The following is a 26,337-nucleotide window of genomic DNA, read 5'->3' on the forward strand; positions in this document are numbered from 1 at the left end:
GCAGCCCACAATTCGGTTGAAAAGTGGGCTGCAGTTTCCTCGGGCTTGCCAAAGAGCGGCGGCTGCCGCGCCTCGCCTACTCCCCCAGCAGGGCCTTCTCGGGCGTGATCGGCAGCGAGCGAACCTGGTGGCCGGTGGCGTGCGCCACGGCCGAGGCAACGGCGGCGAGCGGTGTGTTGATGACGACCTCGCCGATCGACTTGGCGCCAAACGGGCCCGTCGGCTCGTAGCTCGGCTCAAAGGCCACACGAATGCTGCCGATATCCAGGCGCGTGGGCAGCTTGTAGCTCATAAAGTTACCGGTGCGCAGGCGGCCGCGTTCGTCGTGCTCGACAATCTCGTAGAGCGCGTGACCGATGCCCTGGGCAATGCCGCCCTCGGCCTGGACGCGCGCGAGCGCCTCGTTGATCACGGTGCCGCAGTCCACAGCCGCCGCATAGTCCACCACAGTCACCTTGCCGGTGGCCTTGTCGACCTCGACCTCGGCAATGCCGGCCATAAACGGCGGAGGCGAAACGGGCAGGCAGGCAGAAGCATGCGAGGTGAGCGCGTCGCCGCCCGCGATGTTCTTGACGCACAGGTTGGCAAAGTCGCGCAGCGTGAGGTAGCGGCCGCACTCGCGAGCGGCGCGCTCGTCAGACAGACGCACGTACTGGCCATCAAAGACCACGTCGGCGGCGTCCACGTCCCACATCTGGGCGGCCTTGGCGCAGATCTTCTCGCGCAGCTCGGTCGCGGCATTTTTGGCTGCCAGGCCCGTCACGTACGTGCCCGAGCTCGCGTACGAGCCGGCATCGAACGGCGAGACGTCGGTGTCCACGCCGCGCACCACGATAAGCGAGCTCTCCACGCCCAGCTCCTCGGCCGCAATCTGCGCCAGGATCGTGTCGACACCCATGCCGTTATCGGTGGCGCCGGTGCCGATGGTAATGAAGCCGTCCTCCTCCAGGCGCATGTCGATGCCGCCGATATCCACGTTGGAGATGCCCGAGCCCTGCATGGTGAGCGCGCAGCCCAGAGCACGCACGCGGTCGCCCAGGTCCACGGCCAGCGGCTTGTCGCGCCAGCCGATCATGTCCATCGCACGCAGCAGGCAGCGGTCGAGCGCGCAGGCGTTGAGCTTCTCGTTGTAGTACTGCGGCATAATCTCGCCCTCGCGCACGATGTTCTTAAGACGCAGGTCGGCGGGATCCATGTGCAGCATGTCGGCGAGCTCGTTGACGGCGCTCTCCACGGCAAACTGGCCCTGGGTGGCGCCGTAGCCGCGATACGCACCGCCACGGTTGGTGTTGGTGTAGACGGCGTCCCACCTAAAGCGGCTCGCCTTCACGTGGTTGTAGATGGGCAGGCTCTTGTGACCCGAGAGGCCGATCGTCGTGGTGGCATGTTCGCCATACGCGCCGGCGTTGGACAACGTGTGCAGGTCGATGGCCGTGATGGTGCCGTCGTTCATGGCGCCCAGTTTAACGGTCATCTGCATCTGGTGACGCGAGTTGCCCGCAGTGATGGTCTCCTCGCGGGTGTAGCAGCAATAGCTCGGACGGCCAGTCTGCTGCGTCACGAACGCCACGAAGATCTCGCAGCAGCCCGTCTGCTTGGAGCCAAAGCCGCCGCCGATGCGCGGCTTAATAACCTGCACCTGCGACTGCGGAATGTCGAGCGACTGCGCGACCATGCGGCGCACATGAAAGGGCACCTGCGTGGAGGTGGTCACCGAGATGCGGCCGAACGCGTCGGTCGTCGCGAAGGCACGGAAGGTCTCCATGGGCGCGGTCTGCGTGGCCTGGCTGGTGTAAGTGCGCTCAAAGACGATGTCGCTCTGGGCGAAGGCCTCGTCCAGGTCGCCAAAATCGCTGGTACCGCTGCACACCAGGTTGCGAGCAACGTCGCCGCCCTGCGGGAACATAAAGGTCACGTCGCCCTCGGGGTGGACCACGATGTCGTTATCGAGCGCCTGGGTAAAGTCGAGCAGGGGCTCGAGCACCTCGTAGTCGACCTTGATGAGCTTGAGTGCCTTGTCGGCGGCCTCCTCGGTCTCGGCGGCGACGATCGCCACCTCCTCGTTTTGGTAGCGCACCAGGTTCTCGAGGATCAGGCGGTCGTAGGGGCTCGGCTGCGGATAGCTCTGGCCGGCGATGGTAAAGCGGCGCTTGGGCACATCCTCGTAGGTGTAGACGCCCACGACGCCGGGCACCTTCAGGGCGCGCGACGTATCGATGGAGCGGATCTTGGCACGGGCATACGGGCTGCGCTTGAGCTTGACGATAAGGGCGCCGGCGGGCACCAGGTCTCCTGTGTAGACGGGACGCCCCTCGAGCAGGGCCTTCGAGTCCTTCTTGGGCTGCTTATGGGTGATCTGCTTGTACGAGACGCCATCGCAGCTGGTGTCGTTGACCGGAAGCTCGGGCATCTCAAAGCCCACCTGCACGCCGGACTCGTTAAGGAAGCGGACGATGGCGCGCAGCTGGCTCTCGTAGCCGCTGCAGCGGCAGAGGTTGCCGGCGAGCTGGCGCGAGAGCTCCTCGCGCGTGGCGACGAGGCTCGGGTCCTCCTTGGCGGCGCGGGCAAGCGCCAGCACGTTCATGATGAGGCCGGGGGCGCAAAAACCGCACTGCTCGGCGCCTTCGGCAGCCATTGCGTGGGCGAGCGCCTCGGACTCGGCCTTGAGGCCCTCGAGCGTGGTGACGGAGCGGCCCTCGACGCGCGCAGCGGGAACCGAGCAGCTCAGCACCGGGTCGCCGTCGAGCCACACCGTGCACAGACCGCAGTTAGTAGTCTCGCAGGCGCAGCGCACCGACGCGCAGCCCTGCTCGCGCAGCAGCGCAAAGAGCATGGTGTCGGGGGCAATCTGAACCTTGACCTTGCGGCCGTTGAGCGTAAAGGAAAGATCGATGAGTTTGGCAGCCATTAGCGCACCTCGCTAGAATCGACGCCGGGCACGCGGCGGCAGGAATACTCGTCCGTGGCAAACTTAGGCACTTGCACGCCCTCGAGCTCGCGGGCAAGCGAGGCCGAAAGCTCGATGCCGGCGGCGCGGCACACGGCCTGAATCGCCAGCGGCGCCGAGATGCAACGGCGATAGTCGGCCGAGCCCCACAGGTTGGTGCCGTAGCTCAGTGCGCGTACGGACGTGGCCAGGGCGCGCAGCTCGTCCTCGGGAGGCTGCTCGCTCACCAGGCCGCACGCCTCGCCCTGCAGCGGGGTCGCGCGCAGCGGGCGTGCGCCCACGGTGACATGCCAGCTGTTGTCCCACCAGGCAGCGGTGACGTTTAAGGAGGGGAAGTCGGTCGCGGCCTTGCGCACGGCCTCGTAGCTTGCGCGGTAATCGTGCTTAACGACCACCACGTGCTCGATCACGTCGCGCACGTAACCCATATCCACGAACTCGGCGAGCGGCACGCGGCCGGCACCCGTCAGCTCAACGTACGAATCGAGCGCCAAAAAGGCCGAGAGCACGTCCGAGAAACCAAAGCGACCGTAGATGCTGCCGCCCACCGTGGCGGTGTTGCGCAGCTGCACGCCCACGATATCGTGGACGGCGAACTCAAAGACATGGTTGACAAGCGCGTTGAGCTCGGCATGGCGCTCGAGCTGGCGCAGGGTGCACATGGCACCGATGCGAAACTCGGTCTCGGTCTCCTCGATCTGATCGAGTCCGCAGGCCGAAAGGTCAATCGCCGTCGCCACGCGACGCGAACCCAGGCGCATCCAGATGCCGCCACCCACAATCTTGTTGTTGCGGTTCTTCTGTAAGAGCTCATAGGCTTCGGCCGCGTTTCCAACGCGAACGTAGGTACCGAACTTGAGTACGTTCTCCCCCATCTCTTCACTTGTCCAGTACCTCTAAGTGTACCAAACGAGGGCGCACAGCCCTCGCCACCATAGAAAAAGGCTCCCAGCCGGATGGCTGGGAGCCTCATCACATGCTATGTCGAGCGAAGATTTAGCAGACGCCCTGGGCGAGCATGGCGTCGGCGACCTTCAGGAAGCCGGCGATGTTGGCGCCCATGACAAAGTTGCCCTCCTGGCCGTACTCCTTGGCGGTGTCGTCCACGTTGTGGAACATGCCGCGCATGAGCTGCTCGAGCTTGCCGTCGACCTCCTCGAAGGTCCAGGACAGGTGCTCGGCGTTCTGGCTCATCTCCAGGCCGGACACGAGCACGCCGCCGGCGTTGGCAGCCTTACCGGGCATAAAGGCGACGCCGTTCTCCTGGAAGTAAGTCGTGGCCTCGATGGTCGTGGGCATGTTCGCGCCCTCGCCGACCACCTTGCAGCCGTTGGCGACGAGCGCCTGGGCGTCCTCGAGCAGCAGCGTGTTCTCGCGAGCGCAGGGCAGCGCGATGTCGCAGGGCAGCTGCCACACGCCGCGGCCGTCGCCCTCGTGCCACACGGCGTTGGGCTTCTCGTCAACATACATGGCGAGCGTAACGCCCTTGTCGTGGCCGGAGCGCTTCTTGTTGTAGACGTGCTCGAGCACGGTGTAGTCGATGCCGTCGGGATCCTCGACCCAGCCGTGGGTATCGGAGCAGGCGAGCACCTTGCCGCCGAGCTGGGCGACCTTCTGGACCGCGTAGATAGCGACGTTACCGGAGCCGTGAACGACAACGTTCTTGCCCTCGAAGGAGTCGCCGCGGCTCTTGAGGTACTCGTCCACAAAGTAGACCAGACCGTAACCGGTGGCCTCGGTACGGGCGAGCGAGCCGCCAAAGGAGAGGCCCTTGCCGGTAAGGACGCCGGTCCACTCGTTGGTCAGGCGCTTGTACTGACCGAACATGTAGGCAACCTCGCGGCCGCCAACGCCCAGGTCGCCGGCGGGAACGTCGGTGTTGGGGCCAATGTGGCGATAGAGCTCGGTCATGAAGGACTGGCAGAAGTGCATGATCTCGTTGTTGGACTTGCCCTTGGGGTCAAAGTCGGAGCCGCCCTTGCCGCCGCCCATGGGAAGGGTGGTCAGGCTGTTCTTGAGGATCTGCTCCAGACCCAGGAACTTGAGCATACCCAGGGTGACCGTCGGGTTAAAGCGCAGGCCGCCCTTGTAGGGTCCAATGGCAGAGTTGAACTCGACGCGGTAACCGCGGTTGACCTGAACCTTGCCCTGATCGTCGACCCAGGGAACACGGAACATAACGATGCGCTCGGGCTCGACGAGGCGCTCCAGCAGGGCGGCCTCCTCGTACTCGGGGTGGGCGTCGAGCGCCGGCTGGATGGTGCCGAGGATCTCGGTCGCGGCCTGGATGAACTCAGGCTGCTCGGGATAGCGGGCCTTGAGCTCTTCGAGAACTTTCTGCGTGTAGCTCATGCTTCCTCCAATGATGGGAAACGAAAATGTCGGTCACGGCACCCCATGCGCCGCGAACTTTATCGTGTATGGATAATATCGCACTGTTGCAGCAAAGTTTCGCATAAGCCGACGAGCAGATGTTTCGTTTTGATTACGATGCAGGTAGAAGCGTTTTTGAGCACCCGACGTACAAATCGCGTGTTTCGAAGCTGTTTCGTCCACATGTTCCAAACCACCACATTGGGGACACATGATGCGCCCGGGCACACCGGCGGCAAGACAGACGACACGGCCGACCCGCACAAAAACAAAACAGCGCCTTTGCGGCACGCAGCAAGACCGCGAGCACAAAAGCGCTGGTGGCGTGTGGCGGGAACGTATGTGAATCGAACACATCCAAGACGTTTTGCACGCCTCGCAACGGTTTTGAGGACCGCGGAGCCCACCGGAGCCCATCCGTTCCCAAGTGCGGCGGTATTTTACCAAACCGAGCAGCCAGTCTAGCGTAGGGACCTCAGGCCGCCGGCTTCCTTGTCGAGCACCGTAAAGCGCACGGCATCCAGGTGCTCCAAGATGCTGATGGCACGTTTGCGCGACACGCCCAGCGCCTCGCGCAGCACACTCGTGGTGGCAGCGCCGCCGGCTGCCTCAATGGCAGCGGCGACAAGCTCGCGCGCATGGGCTTCCGAGATGGCAGACAGGGCAACGTCGCGCTCGACCTTAACGATCGAGCGGTTGAGCGAAAGCTCGCGCAGGGCGCGCGTCATGGTGTCGCGGTCGAGCTGCAGTCGCTCACCCACCTCGGGCAGCGTCGGCGCATCGAGGCCGGCCCCGTCGAGCAGCGCCACAATGCGCTCACACGCCTCGCGCACCACACGCGCCGCGGCGGCAACGGAGTGCGGGTCGAATATCTCGGCGCCCTCGGCGGCGCACACGCCACGCGAGCAGCCCTCGGCAATCAGAGCCGCGGCAACGCCTTCATCGGCGGCAGGCCACGCAGCATGGGCAACGGCGCCGGGCGTAAAACCCGTCTCCCAGGGAGCCGCCGCGTGCATGGCAGACAGGGTCGCCGCCAGCACGTCCATGGCGGCATCGAGCACGGCGCCATTCGCATACAACGTGCCGCCCGAGCCGGCAAGCTCGCAAACAACACCTCGCGCCACCAACTCGCCCAGTGCGGCATCGACCTCACCGGCAACAAGATCGAGCGCCTCGGCAACATCAGCCGCCGCAACCGGCAGCGCTTGCAGCGCCAGCCACGCGTCTACGCCAGCAACGGCATCGCCGGCTTCAAGCGCCGCAAACAGCGCACGCTCGCCGGCCGAAAGCTCGCGCGAGCGACGGCAGCGCGAAAGCAGCACACGCCCGCCGCCGATGAGCATAACGGGCGAATACGACAGCACCACGGCATGGTCTCCGGCGCGCAGCGGCAATGGCTCCTCCAGGCGCACCTGCACGGTACGGGTCTCGCCCACCGCCATGGGGGCCTCGCCCTCCAAAAGCATAACGCGGCCGACGACCTCGGCCGTGCCGGCCATCACGTGCACGCGCGCGCCCGACTCGAGCACGCGCGGCTTGGCGCCCTCGCGGCCCAGGTAGGTAAACGTCATCATAAAGCTCAACGTCTGACCAAAGCGACCCTCCACGCCCAGCATCTCACCACGGTCAAGCGCCGCGACACCGTCACCGACCAGGTTGAGCGCCACGCGTTGCCCAGGCAGCGCGCGCGGCGTATCGCCATGCACCTGAATCCCGCGCACACGACAGACCGTACGCGACGGCAAAGCCATCAGCTCGTCGCCCACCGCAACCGGCGCATCGTGCAGCGTTCCCGTAACGACGGTGCCGACACCCTTGATCGTAAAGCAGCGGTCAATCGGCAGGCGAGACGAGGCATCGCTCCGATCGGAACGGTCGCGGCAAGCATTCCAGCAGGCACTTACCTGCTCGTCGAGCACCGCAAGCAGCCCGTCGATCCCCTCGCCCGTCTTGGACGACACGGGCACAATCGGCGCGCCCGCAAACACGGTACCCGACAAAAAGTCATCGACATCGAGCTCGGCAAGCTCGGTCATCTCGGCATCGGCCAGGTCGCACATCGTCAGCGCGACCACCATATGCGTAACGCCCAGCAGCTCCAGCACATGCGCGTGCTCGCGGGTCTGCGGCATCACGCCCTCGACGGCCGAAACCACCAGCACGGCCACGTCGATACCCGTGGCGCCCTGCACCATGGCGCGCAGGTAGTGGGCATGGCCAGGCACGTCGACCAGGCCGACAATCTTGCCACTCGGCAGCGCCAGCTCGCCAAAGCCAAGCTCAACGGTCATACCTCGACGACGCTCAACCTCCAGACGGTCGGGATTCTTGCCGGTCAGTGCCTCGATCAATGCCGACTTACCGTGGTCGACGTGGCCCGCCGTGCCAACGATAACGGGACACTCCACCAGCGCCTGGACCTCACTCATCGAGCAAGCGCCTTCTCAACGCATGCGGCAAGCGTCGACGCCGCCGTCTCGATATCGCGGTCGCCCACGAGCGTACGGACGTCAAACAAAAAGCGATCGTGCGAGGTTCGCGTGACGACCGGCGTGTCGAAGTCCTGGACAAGCGAGCGCTTGAGCGCATCGACCGTCAGGCGCGCGTCAACAAGACGCACGGCAACGCACATCGTGGGCAGCTCCATGGTAGGCAGCGAGCCGCCACCGGGGGTCGACGATTGCTCGACGATCTCCACCTGAACGGCGCACGGGCAACCGGCCTTATCGAGCCCGGCGACCATACGATCGCGCAGCTTGCGGGCACGTCGCTCCAAATGGGCCTGCGGCAGCGTAAGCATGCTGAGCACCGGGATATCGCGATGGGCAACATCGGCGCCGTCCATGTAGATACGCAGCGTGGCCTCGAGCGCCGTAAGCGCCAACTTGCCCGGACGCAGAGCGCGCATGAGTGGATGTGCGCCGCAGGCCTGGACCAGATCGCGACGGCCCATGATGATACCCGCCTGCGCCGCGCCCAGCAGCTTATCGCCCGAACACGACACGATATCGAGCCCCGCCGCGACCGAAGCCGGCGTGGGTTCCTCGCCACCGCGCTCCAGGATGTCATCGGGCAGGAGCGCGCCCGAACCCTGGTCCTCATAGAACAGCAGGCCATGCTTGTGAGCAAGCGCCGCAAGCTCCCGAGAGTTCACTTCCTCGTGAAAGCCCTCGATGCGATAGTTGGAAGGATGGACCTTGAGAATCATGGCCGTATCGGGCGTGATGGCTTGCTCATAATCTGCTAGGTGCGTGCGGTTGGTGGCGCCGACCTCGACGAGCTTGGCGCCCGAAGACGCCATGACATCGGGGATGCGAAAGCTGCCGCCGATCTCGACAAGCTCGCCGCGGCTAACGACGACCTCCTTGCCTGCGGCATGGGTCGCCAGCACCAGCAGCACCGCGGCGGCGTTGTTGTTGACCACAAGCGCGTCCTCGGCACCGGTGAGCGAGCGGATCAGCTGCGCGGCGTGTTCCTTGCGCGACCCGCGCGAACAGGTGTCCACGCTGTACTCGAGCGTACTGTACCCGCGCGCAACCTCGGCCACGGCCTTTGCCGCCGACTCCGCGAGCGGGGCGCGGCCCAAGTTGGTATGGATGACCACGCCCGTGGCGTTGACGGCAGGGCGCAGGCTCGGCAGCGCGGAGCGGTGCGCACGCCACTCGATCGCCGAGGCCAGGTCGCGCTTAGAGCGCGGGGCGGCACCGGCGCGAATGGCGGCGCGTTCCTCGTCGAGCTCGGCCGTGACGGCGGCATGCACCACCGCGTCGCAGGTCTCCCCCGCCGCCTTCACTACCGGCCACTCGGCGAGCAGCTCGTTGACGGAGGGAATGGCGCGCAGGCGGGCGCGAACCTCATCGGACATGTTCTGGCTATCGCTCATGTGCGGCCTTTCAAAACCAAAGGTGAATCAATCGTTCGAACGTCAAACTATCGGCCGATTCGATCGGCTGAATCAATCAATCGCTATTATCCTCGCACGGCGACACCCCGCGGGAGGTCCAACGTCAAACAGACGGTACCCTACGCCTCAGACTTCTTGGCGTAGATAAACCAGTAGCCGATCGCGACCAGAACCGCACCGCCCACGATGTTGCCCAGCGTGGCGGCGGACAGGTTAAACGCAATGCCCGCGGCGTTGAGCGCATCGGCGCCGGCGACGTCGGCACCATAGCCGCACGCGTGCATCACGGCACCCATGGGCAAAAAGTACATATTGGCAACGCAGTGCTCAAAACCGCAGGCCACAAAGGCGGCGATGGGCAGCAGAATGCCCACGACCTTATCGACCACGGTCTTGCCGGCGGTACCGATCCACACGGCCAGGCACACAAAGATGTTACACAGGATGCCGCGGAAGAAGATCGTCAGCCAGTCGATCGTCACCTTGCCGGCGGCGACACTCACCATGGAATTGGCGACCGCCTCGCCGTTGAGCTTGTAAACGCCGGCCATGTACACCAAAAAGACGATGAACAGGGCACCGGCAAAGTTGCCAAGCCACACGACGACCCAAGCCTTGAGCATCTGGACCAGGGTGATCTTTTTGCTCTTGAGCGCGCAGACCATAAGCGAATTACCGGTGAACAACTCGGCGCCACACACCAGCACCAGCACCAGGCCCAGGCAAAAGCACAGGCCGCCCACGACGCGCTGGGCACCCCAGCCCAGCGTGCTGTCGCTCAAAAACACCGTAAAGAACAGACCGCCGAAGGCGATAAACGCACCGGCGAACATTGCCAACAGAAAGGCCTTATCGACCGGCAGGTTAGCCTTGGTCACGCCGGCAGCCTCGGTCTTGGCCTCGATCGCGGCGGGCGCCAGGCAATCGGGGGCAGGGTACTCCACCTTGGAATCTGCCATGTCAATCACTTCTTTCCTAATCACCAGGGACAAGCGCTGCTACAACTCCTGTCCCAAGCGGACAAAGTGGGAAAAGTCGTTAGCGGCCACGGCGTCGTACACGGCGTCAACGGCGTCAAAGACTTCCGGGAACATGGGGTTGTAGAACTCCGTGTCGCCCGGCTGAATCCCTATGAAGAAGATATCATCGCACGATTGCTCGATTTCTTCGATCAGAATCGACAAAGGGAGCGAATGCGTGGTGAACATCGACTTACGGGCTACGTCGCGTTTGTCGAGCAGGCGGATGGTGCCACCTGCTGAGCATGCAGGCCAAAGTCGTCGTCAAACACCGAGATGCCGGCCTTGGCCGACCCGCGAAAACCGCGCTCGTCGAGCAGTGCATCGCAGGCCTCGAGTAGCGACGGCACGTGCCAACCATAATCTGCCAGATAATAGCCGGCGTTTCCTGGCCGAGCAATCTCAACCTGAAGCTCAGGTGCAAGTTGCGGTGAAATACGGACTACATGGGCCATAAAAGCCGGAAAACAGTCCGTATTTCACCGCAACTTAGGAGGGGATGTGGGGTCTCCGGCATGTATATGAAAATGCTCTGCTTCCAAAAGGAAGCAGAGCCATTCATCAATCTTATAGAGCGGGCGACGGGAAGTCCAAGGGTTTGCTTCGCAAACCCTTGTTTCGCTGCGGGCCATTGGCCCTTGCGTGCTGCGCTGGAAAATGCTCACGCATTTTCTCAGCTTCGCACCCTGCCGGGTTCGATTCCCGTCGCCCGGCACGCTTATGAAAACGGCTCTGGCACCAAATAGAGCCAAAGCCGTTAAAACTATCCTATGGAGCGGGCGACGGGAATCGAACCCGCGTCATCAGCTTGGAAGGCTGGGGTTCTACCATTGAACTACGCCCGCAAGATATGGTCGGGACGACAGGATTTGAACCTGCGACATCCTGCTCCCAAAGCAGGCGCGCTACCAAACTGCGCCACGTCCCGAAGGTGTTGAGCAGCTAAGGTCTAAACCTTGCGTGTCCCAAAGCGAAGGAAATTATAGGGGAGACTTCCCTCCTGTGCAAGCGACGATACCCTAGCTCCTCGAATGTGTGACAAACTGGCTATGGAGCAGGCCAATCACAAACGCCACAACGGCGGCCGGCGCCCACGCGGCTCCAATATCCGCCAGCGGCAGCGCATCGAATGGCAGCCACGCGCCCGCAAAAAACGCGTCGCGGACCGAGGTGATCACGCTCTGCACCGCGACGACGCCGCCGACCCAGACCCACACCTGCGGATGAGCGTCGCAAAAGCCGTGCACCAGGCCCATAAGCACCAGCACGATGGCAACGGGATACAAGGCGTTGAGCATAGGCACCGAGAACATGAGGATCGCGTCGAGGCCCACGTTGGAGAGCACGCACGAAAACGCCGCGAACACAAAGGCGAGAACCGCGAAGGGGCGGCGCATAGCCTCCTCGGAAGCCTCCGCTCCCCCTTCGACCACATACGTCTCGCAGAAGTAGCGCGAGCAGCAGCTGATGAGGCCGATGCACACGTTCATGCAGGCGAGGAAAAAGATCGCAAAGACCACGACCGTGCCGGCAAGACCAAAGTGCATGGAGGCAGAGCGGGCAAGGATGGCGGCACCGTTGGTAGCGTCGGGTATAACCGTGCCGAGCTGCATTCCGGCAAGCGCCAGGCCGCAGTAGATGATGGCCATGAGCACGCCGGCGATCACACCGGAACGTGAAATCTCGAAGGCCACGCGCTTGTCATCGGTCACGCCCAGCTCGTGGATGGTCTCGGCGATGATAATGCCAAAGGCGAGCGACGCAAGCAGGTCCATGGTCTGGTAGCCGGTCAGAAAGCCCTGCACGGCGGCGCCCGCATCGTAGGGAGCCTGCGGCGCGGCAGCGGGACCCAACGGCGAGACCACGGCGGCACCCACGACCAGCACGATGAGCGCAATGAGCGCGGGGCCCGTAATGCGACCGAGCACGCGCGTGATAACGCCCGGACGCAGCGTGAGCACAAACGCGACGACGAAGAACCCGATGGCAAACACCAGACGTGCCGTGCCGAGCGAGACGCCCTCCGGCAGCAGCGGCACCAGCATCTCGAAGGCCGTGGAGCTCGTGCGCGGAATAGCCAGGCACGGGCCGATGGCTAGATACACCGCCGCAACGAAGAATTCGCCAAACTTAGGATGCACACGCCCGGCCAGCTCGCGCGCCGTTCCGGCAAGCGCCACGGCGATAAAGCCCATGACGGGCAGGCCGATGGCGGCGATGAGAAAGCCGAGCATGGCGAGCGGCGTGGCAGAGCCTGCCTGCAGCGCCAACAGCGGCGGAATAATGAGGTTGCCGGCGCCAAAGAGCATCGAGAACAGGGCGATGCCGACGGTAACGACATGGTCGGAGCGCAGGCCGCGCGGGGCGGATGAGGCCATGGGACCACCTTTCGGGTCGAAACAAAAACGGGACGGGCAAAAGACCCGTCCCGCAAGTATAAACGTTTGAGCAGGTCAGATGATGCAAAGCATCAATCTGGTTGCCTCTTTAGATCCGCTACGCGTCAGAGCGACGGCGACGCAGCAGCTCGAGCCCCAGTGCGACAAGCGCAACAGCACCCGCGGCCACAGCGACAGCCAACGGCGTGCGATCGCCCGTATCGGCGAGCTGCTGAGCACTCGACTTGGAAGACTCCTTCTTACCGGAGTTTTCCGCGCCCGATGCCTTTGCCTTATCGACTGCGGAGTCATCCGAGCTACCGGGTTTTGTCGGATCCTTTGAATCCGGCTGGTCGGAATCGGGCGTTCCGGGCTTTTCCGGCTCCGGCTTACTCGGGTTGTCAGGCTCGGGCTTATCCGGGTTTTCCGGGTCCGGCTTGTCCGGCTGATCAGGCTCCGGTTTATCGGGCTCAGGCTTGCCCGGGTCCGGCTGGTCAGGCTGGTCAGGCTCGGGCTTGTCCGGCTGGTCCGGGTCGGGCTTGCCCGGATCGGGAACCACCGGGTCCGGGTCGACAGGCTCCTGCTTCTTCTTCACCGTCAGCGTACCGGGCTCAACCATGACATCGAAGTTCGGGTCGGTGACCGTCGCCTCGATCTGGTACTCGCCCGCCGGGGAACTCTCATCGGCGACGCAGGAGTACTCGACCTTCACGCCCGAGGTATTGGCCGAGCTCTTTAGGCTCGAGGTAAACGCGGGGTTCGCCTCTCCCTCGAAGCGTTCAGCATCGTCGACCTTTACCTTAAGCTTCGCCGGCGCAATCTTGAAGTTGCGCGAGGCGGCGCCGATATACCCGTTGCTTCGCAGCGTGGCAACGGCGCGATACGTGCCCGCATCGGTCGGGGCCTCACTCGACGAATAGTGTGTGCCGCCCGTCCCGTAATACCTGACCCTCAAGTCGCCTTCGCAGGCCTTGGGAACCCCCGTGACCTCGGGCGCCTGGGCGTCACCACTATAGACGAAGTCGCCGCCTGCAAATGCGAGCTCGACCCGCTTCGCCTGAACGACCAGAACGAAGTGCGCGGTCGCGGTCTTGCCATGAGCATCCTTGCACATGACGTCAAAGGTAGACACTCCGGCCTTGGACGAGGTGCCCGAGAGCGTCAGACCGCCCGCCGTGCGGATGAGCTTAAATCCGTCTGGGAGCTTAGCGTCGTCCCACGTGTACTCATACGGGGCTTCGCCACCCGCGGCACCCAAAATCGTCGCGCGATACGTGTTATGCGCACGTGCGACCGGCAGCAGACCGCCGTTGAACACGAGGGCATCCCGGGGCACAACGGAAACGACGGCGCGATCGCTGTCCACCTGTGTCTCGGTACGAAGATATCGCTGAGTGACGCGGCAGGAATACTCGCCGGCGCAATCCTCATCGAGGCCCTCGATGAGGAGCGTCTCCTCCGTCTCGCCCTCAAGCGCCACAGCCTCGCCGCCCACCATGTGGAACCACTGATAGGAAAGCTCAATCTCGGCAGCAGAACCCGTGGACGAGGACGCGTGGTCGAGGACGCCCTTGCCCGCCTCGGCAGCAACCGAGAGCACAACAGCATCGTCCTCGTGGGCACTCGCATCCTGCGGCTGCGCGACCACATGCGGAGCGTCCGCCTTCACAAACTCGAACGTGACCTCCTGCGATGCGGTGACATCGCTCAGCGTGACCTCGTACGCCCCGCCCTTGTAATCAGAAATGTCGAGGTCAACAGTCGCATCCGAGCCTGCCTGCGCGACCGTCACGCGCTCGAGGTAGCAGTCCTCGTCGGGCGTCGCCGAGAGGATCGCGTCCCCGCCCTCAACAACCGAAACCGAAGCATTGTCGACCGAACCGTTGACTGCCTTCGCCGTCACCTTGTAGTGCTCGGGCTTCTTCTTGACCGTCAGCGCGCCGGGGTCGACCGCGACATCGAAGTTCGGATCGGCGACCGCCGCGTCGATCTGGTATTCACCCGCCGGCGATTTCTCATTCGCCGAGCAGAAGTACGTAACCTTTACGTCCGACGTGTCGCAACGACTCACCAAGCTGGAGGTAAACTCGGGGTTCTTCTGACCCTCAAAGCGCTCGGCATCGTCGACCTTCACCAGCAGCTGAGCCGGCGCAACAGCAACCGTCAGTTCAACGTCTTCGGCAGCAAGATAGTTACGCGAGGCAGCGGCATGGGCGACAACACGCGCCGTACCGGCGGCCTTCACCGTCGCACAACGCCCCTTAATCGAAACCGAGCTCGCATCGTCATCGGAATCAACCAGCTCAAAGCTCACGGGAGTCTGGGCAACGTTGTTAAACACAATGGGGTCTCCACCGTAAACACCCGAATAGCTCGTCGTTCCCGTAATGACCTGGCTTGCCTTTGCAATCGAGAACTCGGCGGACTTTTTACCCTGATAGTTGGGGTCAGTCACCGTAACCGTGACGCGGTAGTTGCCACTGTCGCACGGCTCCAGCGCCGTCGGACCATAGGACGTTCCATCTATACCGCGATAGGTAACGGAATAGGCAGACGCATCAAGGCCGGCAACCGCAACCGCCGCACCGTGTCGTGCGCCATCGTATGTCACATCAGACGTCTCGATCGAAATATCGACCGGGGCCTTCTCGATCGTGAAGTCACAGGTGGCATTACCGACATATCCCTTGGCGTCGAGCGTCACCACCGCACGATACGTGCCGGCATCCACCGGCGCCTGATCCGACGAGTAATGTGTGTCACCCGTGCCGACATAGATCAGGTTGACATCGTTCTCGCAACCCTCGGGCACGCCCGAAAGCTTCGGGGCCTGCGCCGTCGCGTTGTAGGTAAAGGTCTGGCCCTCAAATGCAAGCGGGGCTTTCTTCGCCTTCACGAGCAGCGCGAAGTGTGCATCGCACTTGTCGCCCAGGTCATCGGTGCACGAAATCTTAAAGCGACAAACACCCGTAGCCGCAGTCACGCCCGAGAGCAACAAGGCGCCCGATCCGTCATCTGCCAGCGTCAGCTGCATGCCCTCAGGAACCTCAACATCATCCAAGTTGTACGCATACGGTGCCTTGCCGCCCGTAGCGCCGGTAATCTCTGCACGGTACTCATCGTGAGCGGTCGACACCGGCAGCACACGCCCGTTAAACACAAGTGCTTCTCGGGGCACGATGGATACCTTCGCATGTTCGGTGTCCGTCTTTGTCACCGTGCCCAGGTAGTTCTGCGCAATGCGGCAGAAGTACTCGCCCTCGCTGTCACTGTCGAGCTGGGCGATTGAAAGAGTCTCCCCCGTCTGGCCCTTTAGCGGCTCTACCTTGCCACCATCGACGGGCACGCGATACCACTGGTAGCTCAGCGTAACGTCTGCAGCGGATCCAGAAGACACGTCCGCATGGGCGCGAACATTGCGCCCCGCCTCGGCGGTGACCGAAAGCTCAACCGGATCGCCCTCGTAAGCACTCGCATCCTGCGGCTGAGCGAGCACCTCCGGAGCCGCAGCCTTCGCGAATTCAAACGTGACCTTTTGCGGAGCACTCACGCCACTCAGTGTGACCTCGTACGCCCCACCCTTATAGTCAGAAATATCAAGGTCATAGGCATTGCCAGCCGAACCTTCATCACCCGCTTCTTCGGCAACAGTCACGCGCGTCAGGTAGCAGCCCTCATCGGGCGTCGCCGAAAGCGTCGCCTTGCCATCCGTAGCGACCAAAGCAGACTCCGGATCAACCGATCCGTTGACCGCTCGGGCCGTCACCTTGTACTTAGGCGCCTCCGCAAAGCGCGCCTCAACGGTCATGTTGTCCTCGGGGACAAACGTCCAGGTAGCATCCGTGCTCAGCGGCTCATCGCCCAACGACCCATCATCATTGCGTGCATACCACCCATCAAACACATAGCCCGCATCGGGAACGGCAGTCAGGGTCGCGGACTCACCGTTCTCGACTTCGTTGGTCACGGCATAGCCCAGAGATTCGTCCTCGGAGGAACCATCGACGTGTCCGCCCTGACGCGAATCCACCGCCGTAACCGTCATCGACGCCCGCTCATAAACGGCCGTAAAAGTACGGTTGCCAAACACTACGCGGTTGATCACCGGAGTGGCGCCCACAGGCATGCCGTTCTCGTCGACCCAGCATTTAAACTTCCAACCCTCGTGCGGCACGGTAAACATAATCGCCGCGGAGTGGTAGGAGCCGCCGGTACCAAGCGCAACCATGCTAAAGCCCGCGCCCTTGGGATACGTAGCGACCTGGACATCGCAACCCGTCTCATAGAACACGGCCGTAAGCTGCCTATTCTCCTTTGCGGTACCGATATAGAATGCGCTGTAGCTCACCGTGACACCCGCATCGTCGACCCAATGCGAGAAGTGGTACTTCTTCCACGGGATCGCGATCGCCATAAACATGTCGCCCCTGTCGTACGACCTGCTACCGGCAGGAATGCCGTCAACCAGAAGGGCCGTACCGCGGAAGATGGACGAGCCGGTGACGGTAATGGTCACCTGTCCATCGGATTCGAACTGTGCGTAGTACGTTATGTCTTGCATGGCGGTCACATCGAGGGTCGTCGCGGTCTCGACAATCGAGGTGCCCTCCTTATCGGTGCTCCAGCCGACAAAGCGATAGCCCATACCGGCAACAGCAGTCAGCTCCACATGATTGCCCACGGCAAAGCTACCGCTGCCCGTAACGCGGCAGCCCCTGTTCGAAGCTTTGTCCTTTACCACGACCTCGCCCGTAACGGTCACCTCGTACGGATCGGCAAACACGGCCTGGAGCTCCAACGTATCGTCCTCGAGCCCCTCGACCATATCCTTGTCGAGCTTAACCCAGCAATGGGCGTCGCAGCTCAGCAGCGACTTGTTGCCCTCGGCATCCAAGACATACCAACCGGCAAATCGCTTGGTACCCATAGGTGTAGCGTTGAGTTCGACCGTATCACCGAATTGATAGGAGCCCTCGCCGCTCAGAGTGCTAACGCTATCGTCACTCGCGCTCAAAACGACCTGATAGGACTTAGGCGCAAAGGTCGCCGTGTAGGTAGCGTCGTCCGTGACCTTAACGGTATAGTCGGTGTTCTCGCTGACTGTCCCGCCCTTGTCGTCCGTCCAACCCGCAAACGAATACCCGGTGTTTGCAGTCGCACGAAGCGTTGCGCGGTCGCCGGCCTCATAGCCACCAAAGCCGCTCACGGCTCCGCCCTCGCCAGGCGAAGCAACGGTATGCACGACATACGAACCCGACGCAAAGAGGGCATAGAGCGACGTATCCTCACGCACGGTAAATCGATAGGTTTTCTTGGAGCTCACGCACGTGCCGTTACGGAGCCAGCCCACAAAAGCCGTATCCTCGGCGGCGACCGCACGCACGGTTGCGACCTGTCCGGCGGCATACGTCCCCGCGCCCTCGACCGTGCCCATACTCTCCTCGCACGAGACGTCCACCGTACATTGCTTTGCCGAGAACACGGCCTGGAGCGTCGTGTCAGACGTCGGCACTACGTGATAGGTGGTGTCGCGGCTTACCACGGCGCCCGAGGCATCGGCCCAATATTCAAACGCATAGCCCGAAAGCGCATGCGCAGTCAGCGTGGCGGCATGCCCCGCCTCAACGGTACCTGTGCCCTCGACCCAGCCGGCGACGCTCGATTCGACCAGCGAACCGGTGCCGGAATCGACTACCGTCGTGGCGTCGACTTCATAGCTTTTTGCCATAAAGCGAGCGACGTGCACGTGGCTGCGCTCCTGGTGGCAGGTAAACTCCGCATCGGCAGACTCAAACGCGCCGTCGGCCGTATACCAACCAGTAAAGACGTAACCGGGATTGGGCGTCGCCTTAAGAGCAACCTCAGCGCCGCGGTCGGCAAGGACGCGGCTCGCCTTGACGGTGCCACCCTCCGCAGGATCGGCGAGGGGCACGCAGACGGTATCGATAGGCACAAAGGCCGCGGTAATAACGCAGTGCCCGGTTTTACCGCGAGCCTTTGCAACCAACGAGGTCTCGTGCTTAAGGCTCTTCAGGCGACCATTGACGTACCAACCCCAGAACAAAAAGCCAGGATGGGCCTTGGCCGTCAGATGAAGGGTCTCCCCTAATTTGAACGTATCGGTCGTAGGCTTCACCACGGTCCCATTGCACGTCACGGTGCCGCCAAGCCATGAATCGGCCGTGACCATGACCTCGGGCTTTGAATTGGTAAAGATCGCGGTATAGGTATCACTCTTGGTAACCTTAACGACCAGCTCGGCGGTGTCGTACTCCTTACCGGAGTCATCCTTCCAATGGTCAAAGCGGTAGCCGTCATTGGCCTTTGCCTTGAACATCACCGTGTCGCCATATCCGCAGGTAACCGAAGATGCCCCGGGTGCCCCTCAATCTCAACCGTACCGCGCTCCACAAAGGTCTTCTTGGCCTTCGCCGTTACGGTATAGGTATTTTCCTCAAACACCGCGCGCACGGTGCATTCCACGTCCTCGGGATAGAACTCGAGGTAGCTGGGGTCGGTGCCCAAAAGCAGGTCCGTCTTGGCGTCGTACCAACCCTTAAAGGTAAATTGTTTGCTCGCCTCCGCCGTGAGCTCAATGCTCAGCGTGGCAGGCTCGCCCTTCATGCAGTAGCCCTCACCGTGCACCATATATTTGCCCGCCATGGCCGCGGCCGGCTCAACGACCACGTCTACCTTGCAGGCACGCGTAAACTTCGCCTGGATCACACAGTCGGTAATTGGTTCAAAGGTATAGGAACGCTCGCTCGAAACCAGCGTCGACGTAGTATCCGAGCCACCATTGCTCAGATACCAACCGTCAAAGATATAGCCCTCGGATGGGGTGGCCTCCGCGGTCACGCGCTCACCTTCGGGAACCTCGAGCACCATGCCGGCAGTCTCGCCGCGCTTCAGCGTAACGGTGCCGCCCTCGAGCGGGTCGGCCTCGGCACGCACGGTATGCGCATCCCTGCCGTCCATTACAGCCTCGATCCGGGCATTCCCGTTAACGCGGTATTCGCAAACTTCCTGCTTGTTGGCAATCGTGATGCCCTGCGCATCGGTTTCTCGCCACTCTACAAACCGGTACGTTTTTTCCGGATTGTCGGGGCGCACCTTGGGCCGCATCGTAAACGTAAGAATGTCCCCATCCTTCGCGCGAACCTTGCCATCCACGACCGGCACGCCATCGCACAGCACCTCGGCGCTATCGAAGGGATCGGTATTCACCAGGATTGTCTTATCCGCCTTGCGGAAGCGTGCAACCAGATGGCGGTCGACCTCGGCCTTGAAGATATACGTACGCTCGGGCGAGACCTCGATGCCGTCCTCAAACCATCCCACAAAGGCATAGTCGGGACCCTCGCTCGCGGTGACCATAGCCTGATCGCCACGCGTAATGCTCTGCTTTACGGGGCTTGCGGTGCAGCCTGTCGAAAAATCGGCCTGAATGCCATCGGCTTCGGCAACCGCCGTAATCTCAACTTTTTTCTCGAAAACGGCCGTCATTTTTACGACCTCGGGCGTCAGGTCCGTGATCGTCATCGTCTTGAGAGGTGATGTCGAGACCTCGACACCGTTCTCTTTCCAACACACGAAGCGATAGCCGGGATTGGCGACAGCCTCCAGCGTGGCGACCGTCCCCTCATAGTGGATACCGCCTCCGGTAACGACGCCGCCCACCTCGGGCTGCGCGGTGGCAATTATTTCGATCTTATGGTCGCCATGAGGCTTGGGCTTCTTGTGGTCGTCGATGATGTCCTTAATCTCCTTGAGCACCTTCGTGCCGACGGCGGCAACATCCTCAATGTTGTCGGCCATACCGATCTCGATCACCGCATCGGCCGCGATGGGGTCGACGATCTCGCCCAGCCCATACATGGTAGCGAGGACGGCCGCAGCCGTAATCGCGGCGATGAGCGCAGCCTTAAGCGCTGCGAGTGACTCGTCGGGGTCAGTCGCAGCGCGGAAATGCGCGGTGTACTGCACATCTCCCTCGAGCACAAACGTGTAGGACGGACCATCGTCGCCGGTAAAGACAACGTTGCCGAGGGCATCGGTCGCGTAGTCAAACACATAGCCAGGCATTGGCACCGCCACGACCGTTACGCGCGACCCGATACCGTACAGACCGGTAGAGAGGAACTGTCCGAGCGGCTGCCCGTTCTCATCGACCCCGTCCACACCCAGCACAACGCTCGCCTGCGGAGCGCAGTAGCGCGGAGTGATCTCGATTCTAGCGTCAGTCTTGTCCTCGGACACAATCGCGTCCGCCTTGTCCACCGTATAGGTAAAGTCAAGCTGATCGCTCACGGCGTACGCATCATCGCCCTCGCCCAGATACCAGCCCAGGAACAGCGCGTTATCCGTGACAGCGGAAACCTCAACCGTCTCGCCGGCATTGCGATAGCAGTTTTGAGCGGTAACACTCAGGTGCGCAAAGTCCTGCGACGAGTCGGTCGCCTGCGCATCGTTGACGTACACCGCATAGTCCTTGAGCTTAAAGCGAGCCTCCAGGGACAGGTCCTTATCTGGCGTAAACGTGTAGACCGGCTCCTTGGAGATGTACTTGCCGGACTCGGTGTCATACCAGCCCTTAAACGTGATGTTGTCGTTGAGCATCCCCAAAGTACCGGCATCGAGCGCGACTTCGGCACCTGCGTCGATCGTCATCGTGCCGGAAACATCGGGAAGCTCAACGCCATCCATCAGCTTGTGTTCGCCCTTATCAATCGTTTGGGCATAGGAAATCTGGAACGATGTCGGCGTGGGTTTCTTAAGCTGTAGCGTGCCCTTGGTTTGGGTTTCGAAATGCGAATAGCCGTCGTCATACACGAGCTTTACGGGCTGTCCGTCCATCGACTCATCGAAGACATCACCATCGCAGGGGGTGGCCGTAAGGTACTCGCCGAGCTCTTCCTGTATGAGGGCCTCGTAGTCCCAAATCGATACCGAATGCGGGTAATCGAGCTCGACGTTCATGCCCTCGAGCGAAATGGTCTCCCCCGTCTCATAGGTCATGTTGTTGGGGTCGCATGAAATCTCAACGTTCTCGAGCACCTTGCCCACCGGGACGGGCAGGCAGCCGTTGCACCTCTCCCAAACAGCTTTGGGATGCCCGTTAGCATACTTCGGAATCATCTTGGCGGGGACCATGACGGTCATGTTGTATTTGGGGAACGTGTCGGTGTTAATGAGCACCGCATTGTTGCACCCAAAGAACACGGTCTCGAGATTGGTGCTGCCAAACGCCTTTTTCGGCAACTCCTCGATCTTGGAGTTATATGGCAGTGTCAGCCCGCCGCTCAAGTCGGTGCCGTAGAAGCAGGTGTGACCAAGCGTTTCGACCGTTGTGTTGCTCTCGAGCCCCGTGGTAGCAAGGTTCGAGCAGAACCTAAACGCGCAAACGCCAATCGATGTAATGGAGGTATTCTTGTCCAGGCCGGTATCGGTCAGAGCTCTGCAGCCTTCGTAGGCTCTGTCGGGAATCGATGTGAGGCCGACAACCTTGTCGAGCCCCGTGGACACCAGCCCACTCTCGGCAAACGCGGCGTCGCCCATAGAGCCAATGGCGGCAACCTCGTTGATGTTCAAACTCGTAAGCGACTTGCAGCCATAGAATGCCTCTTTCCCGATGGTACCGATGGTCATGCCGGAAAGGCTGATATCGGTGAGATTCGGGCAGTTATAGAAGGCGTGCAGTCCGATTTTGGAAATGGAACTGTTCTCAAAGCGCACTGAGCACAGATTGGTAGAGTCGGCGCAGAGCTGTGCGTCGACTTCATCAACCCCGTAATCGACAATCAAATTCGTTACCATTCGACCGTCGACGGAGTTCTCGCGCGGGTTGTTTTCATCGATTTCTACCGTAAGATTTCCGTTTGCGTCGCACGGATACAGGTAGTAGTTCGGCATGAACTTGGCATACTCGTAGGCCGCCTGCTGCAGGTTGCCCTTGCTGTACGCGACAAGGCGCGTGTGGCCATCGTCGTACACGAGCTGTATAGGTTCTCCGTCCATCGACTCGTCGAAGACATCACCATCACAGGGGGTCGCCGTAAGGTATTCGCCGAGTTCGTCCTTTATGAGCGCTTCGTAGTCGCTATCCATCGTCGAATGAGGATATTGGAACGTGACGCTCATGCCCTCGAGTGAAATGGTGTCACCCTGCTGATAGGCCATCTTGTCGGGATCACGCGAGACCTTAATCTTTTGAAGCATCTTGCCCACGGGGACGGGCAGGCTGCCATTGCAACTCTCCCAAACCTCGTTGGGGCGACCGCTTGCGTATTGCGAAACCATCTTGGCAGGGACCATGACGGTCATGTTTTGCTTGGGGAACGTGGTGGAATTAATGAGCACCACATGGTCGCATCCAAAGTACACAGTTTCAAGCTTAGAGCCATAGAACGCACGGCTCGGCAGTTCCTCGACCTTGGAATAAAGGGGCAGCGTCAGCCCGCCGCTCATATTGGTCCCGGAGAAACAGCCTTCGCGAAGCGTCTTGATCGTCGTATTGTTCTCGAGCCCCGTCGTCGCAAGGCGAGAGCAGTTTTTGAACGCATTAACGCCGATTGATGTGATAGATGTGTTCCCTCCCAGACCGGTATCGGTCAGAGCGCTGCAGCCATTATAAGCGTTCTCAGGAATCGAACTGAGACCAACGACCTTGTCGAGCCCCGTAGACCGCAGCCCGCTCCAGGCAAACGCGGCATCGTCCATAGAGCCGATGGTAGCAACGTCATTAATGTTCAGACTCGTAAGCGATCCGCACCCAGAAAACGCTTCTGTTCCGATGCCCCCAATGGTCATACCGGAAAAGCTGATATCGGCGAGATTCGAGCAGCCAGAAAAGGCGTGTAATCCAATTGAAGAAATAGAGCTGTTCTCAAAACGTACCGAGCGCAGATTGGAGGAGTACTCACAAATATATCCGGGGACCCCATCCACTCCGTAATCAACAATCAGGTTGGTCACCAATTTACCATCGACAGAGTTCTCATTCGGGTCGTTTTCATCAATCTCTACCGTAACGCTTCCGCCAGCATCACACGGATACACATAGCCGTTCGGCATAAGCTTGGCATACTCATAGACCGTTGGGTCCTCATACACGAGGGGATCGACTTCGCTGTCATCGGACGAGGGTTCCGCCGTTGCAGGCGAGGTCTTTGCTGCATCGGAGTTGGTCGCGGAGCTCGAAAGATCTTGGGCCAGGCTCGACGTGGAAGTGCTGGTATCCGAGCTGGACGATTCGTCCAGAGCGTTATTCGTTTGGTCGGAAGTTGTGGATGAGCCGCCCTCGCCCAAAGACGACGCGTTATCGACCGCATCGGCATCAGCGTCAGAGCCCGAGTCGGTCTCTTGGGCCTCGTTTTCGACGGCGACCGCCCCAGCATCATCGGCATAGGCTGTGCTGGGCGCAAGGGGTATCGAGGTCACGACCATCGCGACCGAAAGATAGACGACCAAAAACCTATAGAAGGCAGCAGTGATCCTGTTCATAAGAACCTTCCCGCAATTCGCAAAGATACCGAGGACCCAGTGCGGGCCATCATCTCACAATACCCTGTATAAGCGACAATGCGGGAAGGTTACGCAAACGGTTTATCTAAGGGCGCAGAAGGTTGGTCTAATCGCAGCTCAAATCGCGCAAAGCGTCAATCGCGGTGTCGACTTCCCCGTCCGTGTTGAAATACCCAAACGAGAAACGAACGACACCCTGACGCTCAGTCCCGAGCGCGCGGTGCATGAGCGGGGCGCAATGGGCGCCGGGGCGCGTCGCAATCCCCCACCCCTGCATAAGCGCGTCCGAAATCTGGGCAGAGTCGATATCACCCACGTTGAGTGAGACGATCGCCGAGCGCACGGGCTGGTCAAAGGCACCGTAGAGCTTAATCCCCGGAATCTCGCGCACGCCGGCAAGGAAGCGCTCTGCAAGGAAGCGCTCATGCGCCGCAATCGCCTCGACCCCGCCTTGTGCCTCGATAAAGTCGAGGCCGGCAGAAAGGCCCGCGATACCGTGACCGTTGAGCGTGCCCGCCTCAAGGCGCGTGGGCCACTCAAGCGGCTGCAGCGCATCGAAGCTGTGAACGCCCGTGCCGCCCATGGCCCACGGTGCCACGTCAATGCCTTCCGCAACGGCCAGGCCGCCGGTCCCCTGCGGACCCATAAGCCCCTTGTGACCGGTAAAACACACCACGTCGAGCCCCATGGCGTGCATATCGATATGCGCCGTGCCGGCAGACTGCGAGGCATCGACGATCACCAGCGCACCTGCCGCATGGGCCATGGCCGCTACGCGCGCAATGTCGACCGCGTTGCCGGTCACATTGGAGGCGTGCGTCACCACCACAGCACGCGTGTCCGGCGTAACCAACCGCTCGAGCTCGTCGTAGTCGAGCACGCCGTTCGCGTCGCAGCCCGCATGCTCAACGGTCACACCCTGTTCCGCCGCCAGGCGATTGAGCGGGCGTAACACCGAGTTGTGCTCGAGCACCGTCGTGACCACACGGTCGCCGGGGCGCACCACGCCACAGATGGCGGTGTTGAGCGCCGCGGTGGAGTTGGGCGTAAAACAAACATGGTCAGCACGTGGGCAGCCCAGCAAGCGCGCGAGCTTGACACGGCAACCGTGAATCGTACGAGCCGCATCGAGCGCACCCGACGTGGCGCCGCGCCCGGCATTGCCGAGCGAGCACATCGCCTGCGTCACGGCATCGATGACCGCCTGCGGCTTGAGCATGGTCGTCGCCGCGTTATCCAGGTAGATCATCGCACGACCTCCCACATGTCAATCACCGTAAAGCCCTCGGTGGGAACACCAGCTGCGGCAAGCTCGCCGCGCAGCAGCTCCTCATCGGCAGGCAACGCCTTCCACGCCAGACCGCAGCCGGCAGCGACCTCCCCGGGCACAGGAATCGTTCGCCCGGGAAGGCCGCGCTCGATGCACAGGGACTCGCACCCCATGGCGGCCGCCGTGGTGGGAAACGTGATGACAAGCGCCGGACGCTTCTCCCTCATGGCAACTCCAACCAATACGCTACGGGCGCACGACGCGCACGGCCTGCTCCATCTTCTCCACGATCACGTACATGTTGGTGACCTCGCCCACCGCAAGCTGGTCTTTAATGCCAAAGTGGTCCAGGCAGGTACCGCAAGTGAGAATCTCGACGCCCTGCTCGGCCAGGCCCTTCAGGTCATCGAGCACCGGAGAGCACTCGACGGTGAGCTTGGCGCCGCCGTTGTAGAACAGCATGGTCGCGGGCGGCTCCTCCTGCTGCGTCACGGCAAAGATGAAGGCCTTCATGAGCTTGTGGCCCAGCTCGTCGTCGCCGCGGCCCATGCAGTCGGTGTAGACGGAAATGACGAGCTTGCCCTTGCCGGCGCTGGCATCACAGAAGGCAGCGCCATCCTGCTCGGGATCAGCCACGGCAACGGCGCCAGAGGTCGCCACGGTCACGTGCCACTCGGCGTCAGAAACCTTCTCGAACGAGGCCGTGCAGCCCTTCTCCTGCGCCATCTTGGAGATGTTCTTGACGGCGGTCTCGTTATCGACCGAGGTCACGACAACGCCCTCGCCATCGAGTTGCTTGAGCGCCTTAAGCGTCTTGACGACGGGCAGCGGGCAGGCATCGCCCATGGCGTTGACTTCAATCTTGGTAGACATAGCCTTTCCTTTCGAAAGAACCGTTCTAGAGAACGGTAAACAGTTACATA

Annotated in this window: 14 protein-coding genes and 3 tRNA genes; all 17 read right to left on the minus strand. The window is 61.7% G+C overall.

Annotated elements, in window-relative coordinates:
* Nucleotides 1-76: 76 nt before the first annotated feature.
* Nucleotides 77-2,908 carry a molybdopterin-dependent oxidoreductase gene (locus tag ACQRAP_RS01265; RefSeq protein ID WP_427729288.1) on the minus strand — a complete coding sequence of 944 codons (2,832 nt, stop codon included), beginning with the start codon at nt 2,906-2,908 and terminating at the stop codon, nt 77-79.
* Nucleotides 2,908-3,822 carry an FAD binding domain-containing protein gene (locus ACQRAP_RS01270; protein ID WP_427794701.1) on the minus strand — a complete coding sequence of 305 codons (915 nt, stop codon included), beginning with the start codon at nt 3,820-3,822 and terminating at the stop codon, nt 2,908-2,910. Before ACQRAP_RS01270 ends, ACQRAP_RS01265 begins: the two co-directional genes overlap by 1 nt.
* 121 nt (nt 3,823-3,943) lie before the next feature.
* Nucleotides 3,944-5,299, minus strand: coding sequence for an NADP-specific glutamate dehydrogenase (gene gdhA, locus ACQRAP_RS01275; protein WP_154515369.1), 1,356 nt, complete (start codon nt 5,297-5,299; stop codon nt 3,944-3,946).
* Nucleotides 5,300-5,648: 349 nt separating this feature from the next.
* Nucleotides 5,649-5,745, minus strand: a tRNA-Sec gene (locus ACQRAP_RS01280).
* 36 nt (nt 5,746-5,781) lie between these two features.
* Nucleotides 5,782-7,749 (minus strand): selenocysteine-specific translation elongation factor, encoded by a 1,968-nt coding sequence (gene selB / locus ACQRAP_RS01285; RefSeq protein WP_427794472.1) that lies wholly within the window; start codon nt 7,747-7,749, stop codon nt 5,782-5,784.
* Nucleotides 7,746-9,203 (minus strand): L-seryl-tRNA(Sec) selenium transferase, encoded by a 1,458-nt coding sequence (selA, locus tag ACQRAP_RS01290; RefSeq protein WP_427794702.1) that lies wholly within the window; start codon nt 9,201-9,203, stop codon nt 7,746-7,748. Before selA ends, selB begins: the two co-directional genes overlap by 4 nt.
* A 140-nt stretch (nt 9,204-9,343) precedes the next feature.
* Nucleotides 9,344-10,183: a formate/nitrite transporter family protein gene (locus ACQRAP_RS01295; protein WP_427794703.1), complete on the minus strand. Its 840-nt coding sequence runs from the start codon at nt 10,181-10,183 to the stop codon at nt 9,344-9,346.
* Between the two features lie 39 nt (nt 10,184-10,222).
* A complete protein-coding gene (locus ACQRAP_RS01300; protein ID WP_427794704.1) occupies nt 10,223-10,432 on the minus strand; it encodes a hypothetical protein in 210 nt (69 codons plus the stop codon).
* An 11-nt stretch (nt 10,433-10,443) separates the two neighbouring features.
* On the minus strand, nt 10,444-10,593 hold the full coding sequence (locus ACQRAP_RS01305) for a hypothetical protein (protein WP_427747744.1): 150 nt from the start codon (nt 10,591-10,593) through the stop codon (nt 10,444-10,446).
* A 421-nt stretch (nt 10,594-11,014) separates the two neighbouring features.
* A tRNA-Gly gene (locus ACQRAP_RS01310) sits at nt 11,015-11,088 on the minus strand.
* Nucleotides 11,089-11,094: 6 nt separating this feature from the next.
* Nucleotides 11,095-11,171, minus strand: a tRNA-Pro gene (locus tag ACQRAP_RS01315).
* Nucleotides 11,172-11,262: 91 nt separating this feature from the next.
* On the minus strand, nt 11,263-12,621 hold the full coding sequence (gene brnQ / locus ACQRAP_RS01320; protein ID WP_427794705.1) for a branched-chain amino acid transport system II carrier protein: 1,359 nt from the start codon (nt 12,619-12,621) through the stop codon (nt 11,263-11,265).
* 118 nt (nt 12,622-12,739) lie between these two features.
* Nucleotides 12,740-18,958: an InlB B-repeat-containing protein gene (locus tag ACQRAP_RS01325; protein WP_427794706.1), complete on the minus strand. Its 6,219-nt coding sequence runs from the start codon at nt 18,956-18,958 to the stop codon at nt 12,740-12,742.
* A complete protein-coding gene (locus tag ACQRAP_RS01330) occupies nt 18,958-24,123 on the minus strand; it encodes a leucine-rich repeat protein (RefSeq protein ID WP_427794707.1) in 5,166 nt (1,721 codons plus the stop codon). The genes ACQRAP_RS01325 and ACQRAP_RS01330 overlap by 1 nt, the downstream gene beginning before the upstream one ends.
* A 127-nt stretch (nt 24,124-24,250) precedes the next feature.
* On the minus strand, nt 24,251-25,393 hold the full coding sequence (locus tag ACQRAP_RS01335; protein ID WP_427794708.1) for an aminotransferase class V-fold PLP-dependent enzyme: 1,143 nt from the start codon (nt 25,391-25,393) through the stop codon (nt 24,251-24,253).
* Nucleotides 25,390-25,641: a DUF3343 domain-containing protein gene (locus ACQRAP_RS01340; RefSeq protein ID WP_117847551.1), complete on the minus strand. Its 252-nt coding sequence runs from the start codon at nt 25,639-25,641 to the stop codon at nt 25,390-25,392. The genes ACQRAP_RS01335 and ACQRAP_RS01340 overlap by 4 nt, the downstream gene beginning before the upstream one ends.
* Nucleotides 25,642-25,660: 19 nt before the next feature.
* Nucleotides 25,661-26,287, minus strand: a complete 627-nt coding sequence (yedF, locus tag ACQRAP_RS01345) for a sulfurtransferase-like selenium metabolism protein YedF (RefSeq protein WP_427794709.1) — start codon at nt 26,285-26,287, stop codon at nt 25,661-25,663.
* Nucleotides 26,288-26,337: the final 50 nt, after the last annotated feature.

The organism is Collinsella sp. SGI.180 (genome assembly GCF_050313455.1).
Lineage (GTDB): Bacteria > Actinomycetota > Coriobacteriia > Coriobacteriales > Coriobacteriaceae > Collinsella.

Coding starts and splice junctions, on each gene's coding strand:
- ACQRAP_RS01265 (WP_427729288.1), bottom strand. CDS start 2,908: ATGGCTGCCAAACTCATCGATCTTTCCTTTACGCTCAACGGCCGCAAG.
- ACQRAP_RS01270 (WP_427794701.1), bottom strand. CDS start 3,822: ATGGGGGAGAACGTACTCAAGTTCGGTACCTACGTTCGCGTTGGAAAC.
- gdhA (WP_154515369.1), bottom strand. CDS start 5,299: ATGAGCTACACGCAGAAAGTTCTCGAAGAGCTCAAGGCCCGCTATCCC.
- selB (WP_427794472.1), bottom strand. CDS start 7,749: ATGAGTGAGGTCCAGGCGCTGGTGGAGTGTCCCGTTATCGTTGGCACG.
- selA (WP_427794702.1), bottom strand. CDS start 9,203: ATGAGCGATAGCCAGAACATGTCCGATGAGGTTCGCGCCCGCCTGCGC.
- ACQRAP_RS01295 (WP_427794703.1), bottom strand. CDS start 10,183: ATGGCAGATTCCAAGGTGGAGTACCCTGCCCCCGATTGCCTGGCGCCC.
- ACQRAP_RS01300 (WP_427794704.1), bottom strand. CDS start 10,432: ATGTTCACCACGCATTCGCTCCCTTTGTCGATTCTGATCGAAGAAATC.
- brnQ (WP_427794705.1), bottom strand. CDS start 12,621: ATGGCCTCATCCGCCCCGCGCGGCCTGCGCTCCGACCATGTCGTTACC.
- ACQRAP_RS01325 (WP_427794706.1), bottom strand. CDS start 18,958: ATGTTCAAGGCAAAGGCCAATGACGGCTACCGCTTTGACCATTGGAAG.
- ACQRAP_RS01330 (WP_427794707.1), bottom strand. CDS start 24,123: ATGAACAGGATCACTGCTGCCTTCTATAGGTTTTTGGTCGTCTATCTT.
- ACQRAP_RS01335 (WP_427794708.1), bottom strand. CDS start 25,393: ATGATCTACCTGGATAACGCGGCGACGACCATGCTCAAGCCGCAGGCG.
- ACQRAP_RS01340 (WP_117847551.1), bottom strand. CDS start 25,641: ATGAGGGAGAAGCGTCCGGCGCTTGTCATCACGTTTCCCACCACGGCG.
- yedF (WP_427794709.1), bottom strand. CDS start 26,287: ATGTCTACCAAGATTGAAGTCAACGCCATGGGCGATGCCTGCCCGCTG.